Origin of the sequence: Fructilactobacillus sanfranciscensis (assembly GCF_029023685.1) — a bacterium.
Classification (GTDB): Bacteria; Bacillota; Bacilli; order Lactobacillales; family Lactobacillaceae; genus Fructilactobacillus; species Fructilactobacillus sanfranciscensis.
Genome location: NZ_CP118925.1, coordinates 1024791 through 1037977, shown reverse-complemented (window position 1 = coordinate 1037977; position 13187 = coordinate 1024791). Strand labels below are relative to the sequence as shown.

The following is a 13187-nucleotide window of genomic DNA, read 5'->3' as shown; positions in this document are numbered from 1 at the left end:
TCCAGTCTTTTTTATTACATATTTTCAAATACAGCAGATGCAGATACAAGAATCACACCTAAGAGAGTAATAATAATCATAATCCATACAAATATGTATAAAATCTTTTGAAAAGTTGTTTTATCACGCCATTTTGTCAAAGTTAACACCACTTTCGTTATCTAATATTCTTTATTTTAACTTTGGATTTAAGACATTGCAACTATCTAATTGAGAATGAAATGAGGTAAATTATGAGTTTAATTTCATATCCACAAACTTTAAGTGAATTATTTGCTAGCCAATGTAAACCACTATTGGGATTAATCATTAGTTGCTTAATTTTAAGCATTATAAAAAGGATGTTGAATAACCGGCATTTGAATCGTGTTAAATTAATTGATCTTTTTCCCGTTTTTGCAATTATTGCTATTCCAATCTTAACAATTAATGGTCAAGGAAATACATTTTTACCCATATTAATTTTTATTTGGATGATTATTGGAATTATTTGGATCATTTATTTAATTTTTTCAAGGGGAGAATTAGTTCTAAAAAAATATTTGATTGCCTTCTGGCGATTTGGCGATCTTTATTGGTTGTTTTTTTATTTTTTATCTTTTGCCATAAAAATCATAGTGTAGAAGTCTTTTAAGGACATTGAGAATTTGTTCTCAATGTCCTTTTTTTTATAAATTTTATTTTTGTGGTAAAAAGTTGGGGAAAAGTGGTTCAAAGTGACAGATTGTGGTAGACTAAAATTATTATTAGGAAGAAAGTGATGCTGCCATGTTTATGGGTGAATATCGTCACAATATTGACTCCAAAGGCAGAATCATCATTCCTGCTAAATTTCGGGAGCAATTAAGTCAAGTTTTTGTTATAACACGTGGTTTGGATGGATGTTTATTTGGATATTCCGCTGAAGAATGGGAAAAAGTTCAAGCAGAAGTTGATAAATTACCATTTAATAAAAAAGATGCAAGAACTTTTTCACGTTTATTTTTCTCGGCAGCAACTGAATGTGAAATTGATAAACAAGGACGAGTTAACCTCCCTTCTTCACTTGTTAAGTATGCTGGATTAGTTAAAAATTGCGTTTTAACTGGTGTATCAACGCGTTTTGAAATTTGGGATGCGGATAAGTGGGATACATATACAGAAGAATCTCAAGATGACTTTAATGAAATTGCAGAAAATTTATTAGATTTTTAGAAAAGGAGGTAAAAAATGACAGAATTTAATCATGTTACCGTTATGTTGAATGAGGCAATTGATGGATTAGAGGTTAAACCAGATGGTATTTATGTTGACTGTACACTGGGAGGAGGAGGACATAGTGCTTTATTGCTTTCCCATCTAACCAATGGTCATTTATATTCGTTTGATCAAGATGACCACGCAATTGAATACAATAAAGAACATCTAAAAAAATATTTAGCTGAAAATGAATTAACTTTTATTCATGATAACTTTCGTAATTTAGCCAAAGACTTGAGCGAACAAGGAGTTAGTGAAGTTGACGGAATTGTTTATGATTTAGGAGTTTCGTCGCCTCAGTTTGATGATGCTGAACGTGGATTTAGTTATCAAAAAGATGCTCGTTTAGATATGCGAATGGATCAACGCCAAAAACTTGATGCTTGGAAAGTAGTTAATGAATGGCCATATGAACAACTGGTAAGAATTTTTTTCCGATATGGAGAAGAAAAATTTTCTAAACAAGTAGCTAGAAGCATCGAAAGAATTAGAGCTGACCAACCAATTAATACTACTACTGAATTAGCCGAAATTATTAAAAATGCTATTCCAGCGGCTGCTAGACGACATGGTGGTAATCCAGCTAAAAAAGTTTTTCAAGCAATTAGGATTGCTGTTAATGATGAACTAGGAGCTTTAGAAGAATCTTTAGAGCAAGCGATTGACCGTTTGAAAATTCACGGAAGAATCAGTGTAATTACTTTTCAACCTTTGGAAGATCGGTTAGTTAAAAGAATGTTTAAAGAAAAAACAACTATCGAAAATTTACCGCCCAATATTCCCGTGATTCCTGAAGAGATGCAACCTCATTTTAAGATGGTCCAAAAAAAGCCCATCTTACCTAGTGAAGGTGAACAATTAGAAAATCGTCGATCACATAGTGCAAAATTAAGAATTATAGAAAGAATTAAATAGGGGGATTTAGGCTATGGCACAAGGTGGACTAGCTAGAAAGGAAATTTCTAGTCATACATATACAGTTTCACACGAACAAAAACCGGCTAATGTAACTACAATTGAAAATGGACAATTAACATTATCAGTATTTGAAAAAATGTTAATTGGAATTGGCGTATTTGTATCGTTTTTTTTACTTGTTTCAATTGTTTCAACTAAAAATGCAATTAACGTTTCACAACGTTCTTTACAGAATATTACATCACAAAATAATCGGCTTAATGATGAAAATCAAAGTATGAGCCAAACATTAGACGGAATGGAAAATGATGCTATTAATCGAGTGGTAAAAAAAGATAATCTTTCAATTGCCAATTCCAACGTAAGGGATGTAACAAGATGATAAATAAGCAAAATCAGCTGCATAATCAACAACAAGCCGCAAGAAATCGAAGAAACTTTGGAAGAATCTTTTTGTTTTCGGTATCTTTAATCTTTGTTGCGATTATCGGCTCTTTTTCGACTAAAGCACTTTTTAAAACTGCAAACGGAGTTGACTTAGTTCATAAAACGAAGCTTTTATACAACCAAAGTAGTATCATACAAGCTCAACGTGGAAAGATTGTTGCTAATAACAATGATCCTTTGGCAGAGGATACTAACACATATTCGCTTTACGCTGTAATTAGTAAAAAACAAAAAAGTGCTTCTGGGAAACCTGAATATGTACAGAATAAAAAGAAAACAGCAAAGATTTTATCAGAAAACTTACCTGTTTCTTATGATGCTGCATATAAGGTACTAAACCCTAAAAATAAAAAAGCTTTTCAAGTTGAGTTTGGTAACGCTGGAAATAATATTGGTTTGATGACTAAGAAGAAAATTGAAGCCCATCATTTGACGGGCTTAAACTTTGTTGCTAAACCTGCTCGTTTATATCCAAACGGTGTTTTTGCTTCTCATATTGTTGGACTAGCGTCGCTAATTCAGAATGTTAAAACGAAACAAAATAATTTAGTTGGTCAAATGGGTATTGAACAATCGTTTAACAAATTTTTAACAGGGAAAAACGGATTTAAATCTAGTCAAGAAGATAATTATGGATATAAAATTCCATCTGGTGATAGCAAAGAAATCCCCGCTAAAAATGGAGATAATGTTCATACTACAATTAACCCTAGTCTTCAGTTGTTGCTAGAAAATCAAATGAATAAGGCCCAACAAGAAGCAAACCCTAAAAGTATGAATGCAATTTTAATGGATGCCAAAACTGGAAAGATTGTAGCAGCTTCACAACGACCAACTTTTAATCCAGAAACTGGTAAAGGACTGGGGGATGTTTGGCGAGATACATTAACCCAAGATCTTTATGAACCAGGTTCAACTATGAAAGTCTTTTCGCTTGCCTCAGCCATTGATAGTGGTCACTACAATGGGAAGGCTACATACCAATCTGGTAAGTTTCAAATTGGAGATGCAATTGTTCCCGATTGGAATCCAAATGGTTGGGGAATTATCTCATTTAACCAAGGTTTTGCTATGTCAAGTAACGTTGCCATGGCTCATGTTGAACAATTGATGGGTGCAAGTACTTGGAAAAAATATATTAACCGTTTTCAATTACTAAAAAATAATACATCACAAATTGATAAACAAGCTCATGGAATAATTCAATTTAAAGAGCCAATTGAACAGGCCAATACTGCATTTGGACAAGGGATTCAAGTAACAGCTTTACAAATGTTACAAGGATTTACGGCCATTGCTAATAATGGTGAAATGATTCAACCACAATTTATCTCTAAAGTAACAGATTCAAAAAATAAAAAGGTTGTTAAGTCATATTCTAAAAAGGTTGTTGGTCATCCAATTAAAGCATCAACAGCAATTTCAGTAAGAAAACATATGGAAGATGCGGTTTATAAACCATATGCAGTTGGACAAGACTTTAAAATTGATGGTTATAAAGTAGCAGCTAAAACCGGTACAGCTCAAGTAACTGATAGTAGTGGTCAATATGGTAATGGAAATTCTAGTTATCTATACTCAGTAATCGAAATGGTACCAGCTAGTCATCCGCGGTATATTATGTATGTGACAATGAAACAACCCCAAAACATATCTACCCCAACAACTAAAGTAATGGGTGATAATTTTAATGTGGTTATGAAAAAAGCGTTGGAGAATAAAATTACCAAAGTAAAGACCGCAAAAATTCCTAAAGTAGCTGGAGATCCTGTGTCAGCAGCACAAAATAAATTAAATTCTAAGGGAATTCAAAATGTTGTCATCGGAAAAGGAAATACGGTTGTTAAACAAAATCCATCAGCTGAAGCGCCAAAAGACTTGTCTCGAAGAGTAATGTTGTTAACTGATGGTCGGATGACAATGCCTGATTTAACAGGATGGTCTCGTGAAGAAGTGGAAGACTTTGCATCCTTGACCAACATCAAAGTATCGTTTAATGGTGAAGGAAACGTAACTGCACAAAGTATTAAAGCAAATGATGAGTTTGATGAGCATGCACAATTAGATGTTAATTTAAGTAATTAAATCAAAATATGAAAGGAATTTTTAATTATGAAATGGCTTTTACCTCTACTTGGAGGGTTTATTTTAACTTTATGTATTACTCCATTTTTAATTTCGTACTTTAGAGCACATAAGGAAGGTCAAGTTATTTGGACTCAGGGACTAAGTTGGCACAAGAGTAAAGGTGGCACTCCTACTATGGGAGGACTAGGTTTTATTACAGCAACCTTAATTATTGGAATTGCTTATGGTGTTATGTTCCATGATTTAAATGCAAATTTAATGATTTTATTATTTGTTTTCTTGTTTTTCGGTTTGATTGGAATGTGGGATGACAGTATTAAAGTTTTTAATCACCAAAATGACGGCTTTAAGGCGTGGCAAAAATTTGCATTACAAATCTTTGGTTCATTGATTTTTGCACTTGTGTATTGGGCAAATGGTTTTCCAATGGCAATCAATGTCTTTGGAAGTGATTTGCATTTAGGCTTCCTATATATCTTATTCATAATTTTTTGGCTAACTGGGTTTTCAAATGCCGTAAACTTAACTGATGGTTTAGATGGTTTAGCTAGTGGGTTATCAGCAATTTCATTTGCGGCCTATGCAGTTGTTGCTTATTCTCAATCTCAATATGAAGTAATGGCATTTTGTTTAGCAATCGTTGGATCGTTATTAGCATTCTTATTGTTTAATCATAAACCTGCCAAAATTTTCATGGGTGATATGGGTTCATTAGCTTTAGGGGCAATTTTAGCAGCTGTTTCAATTATGCTTCACCATGAATTATCCTTGGTTTGGATTGGATTAATGTTTGTGGTTGAAACACTTAGTGTGATGATTCAAGTTTCTTATTACCGTTTAACTGGAAAACGAATTTTTAAAATGACACCAATTCATCATTCATTTGAAATGAGTGGATGGAGTGAATGGAAAATTGATATTGTATTTTGGTTGATTGGGCTTTTTACCTCAATCACCGGTGTTTATGTAATGCTATAATTCCGCAGGAGAATTTAAAATGAAACAAATTAATGATTATAAAGATAAAAATGTGTTAGTTTTTGGTGCTGGACTAAGTGGTACTAATGCAGCAAAATTATTGATTAAACTAGGTGCTAATGTGACTTTAACAGATGCTAAACCAGCATCTGAAATTGCTGATTTTGATGAACTAGTTAAGGCTGGTGTTAAAGTTGTTGCTGGAAAATCACCGTTATCATTGCTTGATAATGTTGATTTAATGGTAAAAAATCCAGGAATTAATTATGACGTTCCTTTAGTTAAAGCCGCTGAAGATAAAAAGATTCCAGTAATTGTTGAAATTGAATTAGCTGGTGAAATTGCCAATGCCAAGTTGATCGGCGTTACTGGTAGTAATGGGAAAACTACGACGACTACAATGATTGCTGAAATGCTAAATGCAGGAAATGAAAAAGGAAAGGCATACAGAGCAGGAAATATTGGAATTTCAGCTACTAAAGTAGCCGAAAAAGCAACTTCTAATGATGAAATTGTTATGGAACTTTCTAGTTTTATGCTTTTAGGAATTATAACTTTGCATCCCCATATTGCCGTTATTACTAATATTTTTGAAAATCATTTAGATTATCATAAAACACGAGAAAATTACATTAATGCTAAAATGCAAATTACAAAAAATCAAACTGCGGATGATTATTTAGTAATGAATTTTGATCGTGAAGAATGGCGTAAGTTGTCGAAACGTAGCAAAGCTAAGGTCGTTCCTTTTTCAGTAAAAGGTAATTATGAAGATGGCGCATATCAACGTGATGGTAAGTTATATTTTCGCGATGAATACATTATGAAAGCCAAAGACATTCGGATTCCAGGAGAACAGAATGTTGAAAATGCTTTAGCAGCAATTGCGGTAGCAAGATTATCTGGAGTTTCTGCAACTGAAATCGTAAAAGTACTTAAAAATTTTGGTGGAGTTCGGCACCGTAATCAGTTTGTGCTTTCATCAAATGGACGCGATTTTTACAATGATTCAAAAGCTACTGATATTGAAGCAACACAAATGGCTATCGAAGGGTTCAAAAAGCCAATCATTTTATTGGCTGGTGGATTAGATCGAGGGTATACTTTTGAAAAGTTAGAACCAGATTTCAAAAAGCATTTGAATGGAATTGTTCTATTTGGAGAAACTGCTCAATTATTAAAAGATAGCGCTCAAAAAGCTGGAGTTCCACAAATTAAAGTGGTCGATAATCTTGATGAAGCAGTTCCCGTAGCTTACGAAATGAGTAAGCCAGGTGAAATTGTATTGTTGTCACCAGCTAATGCAAGTTGGGACCAATTTCCAAGTTTTGAAATTCGTGGAGATCAATATATAAAGGACGTTGAAAAGTTGACCGGTAAAAAGGAGGAATAACCATGAAAATGATTGTATCCGGTGGTGGAACTGGAGGACATATTTATCCAGCTTTATCACTAGTTGAGGCATTACAAGCTCAAGATAAAAATGCGGATGTCTTGTATGTCGGTTCTGAACGGGGACTTGAAAAAAATATTGTTCCTGAAAAAGGATTAAAGTTTAAACCCTTAAAAATTCAAGGTTTTAAGCGTAAATTGCTAACAATGTATAACTTCAAGACTATTTACTTATTTTTAGAAAGTGTCCATAAAGCTAAGAAAATAATTAAAGATTTCAAGCCTGATGTAGTAGTAGGAACAGGTGGTTATGTATCTGGAGCGGTTTTGTATGCTGCTGCTAAAATGGGTATTCCAACGGTTATTCATGAACAAAATAGTGTAGTTGGTTGGACAAATAAATTTCTTAGTCGTTATGTTGATAAGATTGGAATTGCATTTGATGAAGCAAAAGCACAATTTCCAGAAGAAAAAGTAGTTTTTACCGGGAATCCACGTGCCCAGCAAGTTGCTAAGATTAAAAGCAATTTTTCTTGGTCAGAAATTGGCTTACAAGATAATGTACCAACTGTTCTAATTTTTGGCGGTAGCCAAGGTGCTCTAAAAATCAATAGTGCAACCGAACAAGCCATTCCAGCTTTTGATGACAAAAATTATCAAGTTGTTTTTGTAACTGGTAAGAATCGTTTTGATGGTGTTAAAACTGCTTTGAAGGACGTTAAAGTTAATGAAAACATTAAAATTTTGCCATACATCTCTAATATGCCAGCAGTTCTTCCTAAAGTGGCTTTAATTGTTGGAAGAGCGGGGGCAACAAGCTTAGCTGAAATCACAGCTTTAGGAATTCCTTCGATTTTAATTCCTAGTCCATATGTTACTGCTGACCATCAAACTAAAAATGCCATGAGTTTAGTTAAAAACTCTGCCGCAATTATTGAAACAGAAGCTGATTTAAATGGAGATTCTTTAGTATCTAAGGTCGATTTATTAATGAATGATGATAAGCGTCGTAAAGAAATGGCAGACAATGCAAAAGAAATGGGTGTTACTGATGCTGCAGATCAACTACTTCAGGTTTGTAAGAGTGCCATTGCTAGTCATCGTAAATAAGTAGGTGAGTTTATGAAAGAAGACCAGCAGTTTTCTAATGATCCTATCGAAAATGAACATTTAAATAAATATATTGAAAAAAAAGTGAGAAAAAATAGTCGATTACGGGTTGGAAGAAAAAATAAAGAAATAAAAAAGTATCGACGTCGACTTATTTTTAAAACGGCTTTACCACTATGTTTATTTTTTATAATAATTGCTTTAATTTCAGGATATTTTGTTTCTCCATATAGTAAAGTGAAAAATATTAGCATTGAGGCTTTACAAGATCAAAATCAACTAAAAAATAATTTACCAATTCAAGTTGGAGACTCACTAATGATGGTTAAGCTTAATGAACCAAAAGTTATTAAGCTGGTTAAACAAAATGATATTAATGTAAAAAATGTAAAAATCAACTGGAAAAGGCATAACGAAGCTATTTTGAAAATTAAATTTTATGATTTTTATGCATATTTTAAACACGATGGTCATTATTATCCGGTTAATGATCGTGGTGAGACGGTTAAGCAACCCGCTTCGATTAACAATAAAAAGAATGTGCTTATTTTACAGGGATTTTCAAATAAAAAACGAATTAAGACTACTCTACTTCAATATGAAAAATTGCCCAATGATTTAAAGGCAGATGTCAAAGAAGTAAAAAAAGAAACGACCGTTGATGATCCTCAAAAAGTTAAAGTGTATTTAAACGATGGAAATCAAGTTGTTTTACAAAATGATCAATTAGCAAAAAAAATGGCATATTATCCAAGCATCAAAACAACATTAAAACGGCCAAGTGTTGTAAATATGGAATATGGGGCATATGCAACACCAATTAAGTAATGTATACTTTTTTAAAATGAATTCTATTATATGGTAAACTTAAGCTATATATTAGTTAAAGGTACCATTAGATAAGTAGGAGGTCCAAAGCATGAATGATTCAGATATTTACATTGGTTTGGATATTGGAACAACTTCAATCAAAGTCATTGTTGCTCAACAAGTTGATGGACTAGTTAGTGTAATTGGATTTGGAAATGAAGAGTCTGCTGGCGTTAGTCGGGGGATTATTGTTGATATTGATAAAGCAGCTCAAGCGATTAAAAAAACGATTTCTCAGGCTGAAACAAAGTCTGGAGTTGAAATTAGTAGTGTTGTTGTTGGATTGCCAGCTGATAAAATTTCAATTAGTCACTGTTCAGGAATGATTAATCTTCCTGATAGTTCTCAAGAAATTAATAACCAAGATATTGCTGATGTTGCGCAAGCCGCTATTACTAATAATATTCCGCAAGAACGCGAATTAATTGATTTAATTCCAGAAGAATTTAAAATTGATGGTTTTGATCAAATTTTTGATCCACGTGGAATGGTGGGATCACATCTTGAACTGGAAGGTCGGATTATTACCGGACCCAAAACAATTATACATAATGTGAGAAAAGCAGTTGAAAAAGCTGGATTAAACATTGATATGATGTTGGTAAGTGCTGAAGCTGAAGGCCGGACAATTCTTAGTGATCCAGAACAAGATTTTGGAACAATTTTAATTGATCTTGGTGGTGGTCAATCAACTGCTGCTGTCATTCATAATTATGAACTTAAGTACGTTGATGTTGACCATGAAGGTGGTCAATTCATTACTAAAGATATTTCATCAGTACTTGGTACGTCATTTAAAGATGCCGAAAACATTAAGAATGAATATGGATTTGCTAACGTCGACCAAGCTTCTGCTGAAAACAATTTTCCAGTTGACATTGTTGGTAAAAGTCAACCAGAAAACGTATCAGAGAAACTGCTAGCACAAATTATTGAAGCTCGTTTGGATCAAATCTTTGGACGCCTACGTGATAAACTTGTTGAAGCTAATGCTTTAGGAATGCCTGGTGGAATCGTAATGACCGGTGGTGTTTCTTCAATGCCTGGAATTGCGGAATTAGCTGCAAATACATTTGGTGTTAATGTCCGAATTTATACCCCTAACCAAATGGGAATTCGGCATGCATCGTTTGCAAATGCTCTAGCTTTAGTAGAGTATGCAAATAAGATGGATGAAATTATTAAGGTTGTTCGTTCTGCTTTTGATGATAATTTTTACTTAGAAGAACCGTTAACTGAAGAAAATGAAACAGTTGAAGAAATAAGACAAACACGTCGTGAAACCCCACAGGTTACTGGAACAAATGAAGAAGATCATGAAGGTATCTTTGCTTCACTAAAAAAACTAAAAAAACATGATAAGAAATCCAAAAAGGCAAAGTCAAGATTTGCTTTAAAGAATTTCTTTGAATGACTCGGAGGATGAAATAATGGATTACTCAATTGATCAAAATGCTAACAAAGGAGCTAACATCAAAGTTATTGGTATTGGTGGTGGTGGTGGAAACGCCGTTAACCGTATGATTGAAGATGGTGTTAAAGGAGTAGAATTTATTGCTGCTAACACTGATGTTCAAGCTTTAAATGATTCTAAGGCTGAAATTAAAATTAATCTTGGACCTAAATTAACCAAAGGTCTAGGAGCTGGATCTAATCCTGAAGTTGGTGCAAAATCAGCCGAAGAAAGTCAAGAAGATATTACCAATGCTCTAAAAGGCTCTGACATGGTATTTGTTACTGCTGGAATGGGTGGTGGTACTGGTAACGGTGCTGCTCCAATTATTGCTAAAATTGCTAAAGGCATGGGTGCTTTAACCGTTGCAGTTGTAACTCGTCCCTTTACTTTTGAAGGACCAGCTCGTTCACATAATGCCAGTGAAGGTCTTGAAGCATTAAAACAAAATGTTGATACCATGGTTGTTATTTCAAATAATCAAGTATTAGAAATGGCCGATAAGAAGACCACATTTTTAGGTGCTTTACATGATGCTGATAACGTTTTGCGTCAGGGTGTTCAAGGAATTTCTGATTTAATCACTCGTCCTGGATACGTGAACCTTGATTTCGCTGATGTTACCACCATTATGAAAGACAAAGGAACTGCTTTAATGGGTGTTGGTTCAGCAACTGGAGAAAACAGAGCTGCTGAGGCAACTAAAAAGGCAATTAATTCACCATTACTTGAGGTTTCAATTGATGGTGCTAAGCAAGTATTGCTAAACATTACTGGTGGAACTGATTTAGGAATTTTTGAAGCACAAGATGCTGCAAATATCATTCGTGATGCCACTTCGGATGATACAAACATTATTTTTGGTACTTCAATTAATGAAGACATGGGTGATGAAATTCGTGTATCAGTGATTGCAACAGGAATTGATGATGATTCAAATCCAATTGTAAATACACCGGGACTTAACACTTCAATTAAATCAAATAATCAAGTAGTTGAACCAACTAAACCAGTTAGTCCTAGCTTAGATAATTCTCAGAACAATGATACTGTTGATCGTCGTTTTGCTAACGTTGAAAAGAAGGATTTTGAACCATTTAAAACCTCTGAAGATGATGATAATGGTGATAATTCAAATGATGATATTCCACCATTTAATTTTAAATACCGTAACAATTAGTAGTGAGGTGTAGTCATGGCAAAAAATATTTTTAATAGTTTTTTTGGAATGCCAGATGAGGCTGATAATGAAAACTATGAAAATTTAAATAGAAATGTTAATGGAAGACCTAATCTTAATCCAAGGAAGGTTTTTTCTATAACAGAAAATAGAATTCCCGATAGTCAGATTAATATTATGGAGCCACGTATTTTTGCTGATGCTAAAAGCATTTCAAACAAATTAATGAGTGGAAATGCTGTTCTAATCAAAATGAATAATGTTCAGCCAGCTACAATTCGTCGTATTGTTGATTTTCTTAACGGAACTGTGTTTGCAATTGATGGTAGCATTCAACAAATTGATGAACATGTTTATCTTTGTGCACCCAAAAATTTCGCGATTGATGGTGACGTAAAGCAACGATTTAACAAACGTTTGGAGAATAAAAATGATTACAGCAATTAATTTAATTGGAACTTTATTGTATTATGCTATTAACGTTTATATTTTTTTGATTGTAATTTGGGCACTATTATCTTGGTTCCCAGGAGCAAGTGATTCCTGGCTTGGTCGTTTAATTAATCGATTAGTTGAACCGTTTCTTAATTATTTTAATTTTATCCATCTGGGAATGATTGGCTTTGGTCCCATGGTAGCAATTATTGCTTTATGGTTTATCCAGTATGGAGTCGTTGGAATTACTAATTTTTTAATTAAATTGGCAATGTAATGAAAATTAACGAGAACGTTCAACAACATTTTCGGCAAAGTGAAATTCCATTTATGCAATTAGCTAGTGACTGGATTGAACGTGCTAACACTGAGTATCGTCCGATCTTAACTGATTTTTTAAATGGTCGGGAGATTTATTTATTACAAACATTAGTTAATCGGTACCCCAACCTCAGATTAGCATCCAATGGTGGTTATATTAATTCGGAAATGAAACGTGGCTTAATTTATCCGGATTATTTTTCACCACGATCTGCTGATTTTGAATTGGCAATTTTGAAAGTTGATTACCCAGTTAAATTTGCTACTCTCAAACATAATCAAATTTTAGGAACCGTAATGGGAGCCGGAATTGAAAGAAATGTTTTAGGTGACATTATTACTGATGGTGAAAAATGGGAAATGGTAGTTGAAAAATCAATGGCGCCTTATTTGATTAATTCAATTGACCAAGTTGGTCGAATTAAAGTTAAATTAGTTTCAATGCCAAATAACGAAGTTTTAAATGTGATTGATGATTCAAAGGTGGTTAATTTAACGTTGCCATCTTTAAGAATGGATGTCATTATTGCTGCTGTTTTTCACATTTCACGAAATGTTGCTAAAGAATTGATTCTGCATGAAAAAGTGCGTCTCAATTGGTTTACATATAATAAGCCGGATTATGATATTGCAGTTCACGATTTAATTTCAGTTCGCGGACACGGTCGAATTAAAATGACTGCAAATAACGGTTTTTCAAAAAAAGATAAGTATAAAGTAACTTTTCAAGTTATAAAAAACAAATAAGGAGGGATT

The 13187-nt window shown here is 33.5% G+C and carries 15 protein-coding genes; 14 read left to right on the top strand and 1 reads right to left on the bottom strand.

The genetic code is table 11. The annotated features are described in order from the left end of the window. Positions 1–14 precede the first annotated feature (14 nt). Positions 15–149, bottom strand: a complete 135-nt coding sequence (locus PY770_RS05295) for a DUF4044 domain-containing protein (RefSeq protein WP_225361439.1) — start codon at positions 147–149, stop codon at positions 15–17. An 84-nt stretch (positions 150–233) separates the two neighbouring features. Here PY770_RS05295 and PY770_RS05290 point away from each other — a divergent pair, with 84 nt between their 5' ends. The 14 genes from PY770_RS05290 to PY770_RS05225 all read left to right on the top strand — a co-directional run bounded on the left by PY770_RS05290 (position 234) and on the right by PY770_RS05225 (position 13178). After that, positions 234–623 (top strand): DUF3397 family protein, encoded by a 390-nt coding sequence (locus PY770_RS05290; protein ID WP_103428407.1) that lies wholly within the window; start codon positions 234–236, stop codon positions 621–623. Between the two features lie 145 nt (positions 624–768). Next, on the top strand, positions 769–1194 hold the full coding sequence (gene mraZ, locus PY770_RS05285) for a division/cell wall cluster transcriptional repressor MraZ (RefSeq protein ID WP_014082275.1): 426 nt from the start codon (positions 769–771) through the stop codon (positions 1192–1194). Between the two features lie 15 nt (positions 1195–1209). Continuing rightward, positions 1210–2154, top strand: a complete 945-nt coding sequence (rsmH, locus tag PY770_RS05280; protein ID WP_056957551.1) for a 16S rRNA (cytosine(1402)-N(4))-methyltransferase RsmH — start codon at positions 1210–1212, stop codon at positions 2152–2154. Between the two features lie 13 nt (positions 2155–2167). Next, a complete protein-coding gene (locus tag PY770_RS05275; RefSeq protein ID WP_103428408.1) occupies positions 2168–2539 on the top strand; it encodes a hypothetical protein in 372 nt (123 codons plus the stop codon). Continuing rightward, positions 2536–4689: a penicillin-binding transpeptidase domain-containing protein gene (locus tag PY770_RS05270; protein WP_139562621.1), complete on the top strand. Its 2154-nt coding sequence runs from the start codon at positions 2536–2538 to the stop codon at positions 4687–4689. The genes PY770_RS05275 and PY770_RS05270 overlap by 4 nt, the downstream gene beginning before the upstream one ends. A gap of 27 nt (positions 4690–4716) precedes the next feature. Next, a complete protein-coding gene (mraY, locus tag PY770_RS05265; protein WP_103428410.1) occupies positions 4717–5670 on the top strand; it encodes a phospho-N-acetylmuramoyl-pentapeptide-transferase in 954 nt (317 codons plus the stop codon). Between the two features lie 19 nt (positions 5671–5689). Next, complete coding sequence (murD, locus tag PY770_RS05260; protein ID WP_139562622.1) at positions 5690–7063, top strand: UDP-N-acetylmuramoyl-L-alanine--D-glutamate ligase; 1374 nt, start codon at positions 5690–5692, stop codon at positions 7061–7063. Between the two features lie 2 nt (positions 7064–7065). Next, positions 7066–8172: an undecaprenyldiphospho-muramoylpentapeptide beta-N-acetylglucosaminyltransferase gene (gene murG / locus PY770_RS05255; protein WP_014082269.1), complete on the top strand. Its 1107-nt coding sequence runs from the start codon at positions 7066–7068 to the stop codon at positions 8170–8172. 12 nt (positions 8173–8184) lie between these two features. Then, positions 8185–9000 carry a cell division protein FtsQ/DivIB gene (locus PY770_RS05250; RefSeq protein WP_103428412.1) on the top strand — a complete coding sequence of 272 codons (816 nt, stop codon included), beginning with the start codon at positions 8185–8187 and terminating at the stop codon, positions 8998–9000. A gap of 91 nt (positions 9001–9091) precedes the next feature. Further along, entirely contained in the window at positions 9092–10456 is a 1365-nt protein-coding gene (gene ftsA / locus PY770_RS05245) for a cell division protein FtsA (RefSeq protein ID WP_103428413.1), read from the top strand. A 16-nt stretch (positions 10457–10472) separates the two neighbouring features. Continuing rightward, a complete protein-coding gene (gene ftsZ, locus PY770_RS05240; protein ID WP_103428414.1) occupies positions 10473–11675 on the top strand; it encodes a cell division protein FtsZ in 1203 nt (400 codons plus the stop codon). 15 nt (positions 11676–11690) lie between these two features. Continuing rightward, positions 11691–12122: a cell division protein SepF gene (locus PY770_RS05235; protein WP_225361218.1), complete on the top strand. Its 432-nt coding sequence runs from the start codon at positions 11691–11693 to the stop codon at positions 12120–12122. Further along, complete coding sequence (locus PY770_RS05230; RefSeq protein WP_014082264.1) at positions 12106–12387, top strand: YggT family protein; 282 nt, start codon at positions 12106–12108, stop codon at positions 12385–12387. Before PY770_RS05235 ends, PY770_RS05230 begins: the two co-directional genes overlap by 17 nt. Continuing rightward, positions 12387–13178 (top strand): YlmH family RNA-binding protein, encoded by a 792-nt coding sequence (locus PY770_RS05225; RefSeq protein WP_056957543.1) that lies wholly within the window; start codon positions 12387–12389, stop codon positions 13176–13178. Before PY770_RS05230 ends, PY770_RS05225 begins: the two co-directional genes overlap by 1 nt. The last annotated feature ends 9 nt before the right edge of the window (positions 13179–13187 follow it).

Excerpts from the sequence above, each read along its gene's own strand:
- PY770_RS05290 (WP_103428407.1), top strand. The coding sequence starts at position 234 with ATGAGTTTAATTTCATATCCACAAACTTTAAGTGAATTATTTGCTAGC.
- mraZ (WP_014082275.1), top strand. The coding sequence starts at position 769 with ATGTTTATGGGTGAATATCGTCACAATATTGACTCCAAAGGCAGAATC.
- rsmH (WP_056957551.1), top strand. The coding sequence starts at position 1,210 with ATGACAGAATTTAATCATGTTACCGTTATGTTGAATGAGGCAATTGAT.
- PY770_RS05275 (WP_103428408.1), top strand. The coding sequence starts at position 2,168 with ATGGCACAAGGTGGACTAGCTAGAAAGGAAATTTCTAGTCATACATAT.
- PY770_RS05270 (WP_139562621.1), top strand. The coding sequence starts at position 2,536 with ATGATAAATAAGCAAAATCAGCTGCATAATCAACAACAAGCCGCAAGA.
- mraY (WP_103428410.1), top strand. The coding sequence starts at position 4,717 with ATGAAATGGCTTTTACCTCTACTTGGAGGGTTTATTTTAACTTTATGT.
- murD (WP_139562622.1), top strand. The coding sequence starts at position 5,690 with ATGAAACAAATTAATGATTATAAAGATAAAAATGTGTTAGTTTTTGGT.
- murG (WP_014082269.1), top strand. The coding sequence starts at position 7,066 with ATGAAAATGATTGTATCCGGTGGTGGAACTGGAGGACATATTTATCCA.
- PY770_RS05250 (WP_103428412.1), top strand. The coding sequence starts at position 8,185 with ATGAAAGAAGACCAGCAGTTTTCTAATGATCCTATCGAAAATGAACAT.
- ftsA (WP_103428413.1), top strand. The coding sequence starts at position 9,092 with ATGAATGATTCAGATATTTACATTGGTTTGGATATTGGAACAACTTCA.
- ftsZ (WP_103428414.1), top strand. The coding sequence starts at position 10,473 with ATGGATTACTCAATTGATCAAAATGCTAACAAAGGAGCTAACATCAAA.
- PY770_RS05235 (WP_225361218.1), top strand. The coding sequence starts at position 11,691 with ATGGCAAAAAATATTTTTAATAGTTTTTTTGGAATGCCAGATGAGGCT.
- PY770_RS05230 (WP_014082264.1), top strand. The coding sequence starts at position 12,106 with ATGATTACAGCAATTAATTTAATTGGAACTTTATTGTATTATGCTATT.
- PY770_RS05225 (WP_056957543.1), top strand. The coding sequence starts at position 12,387 with ATGAAAATTAACGAGAACGTTCAACAACATTTTCGGCAAAGTGAAATT.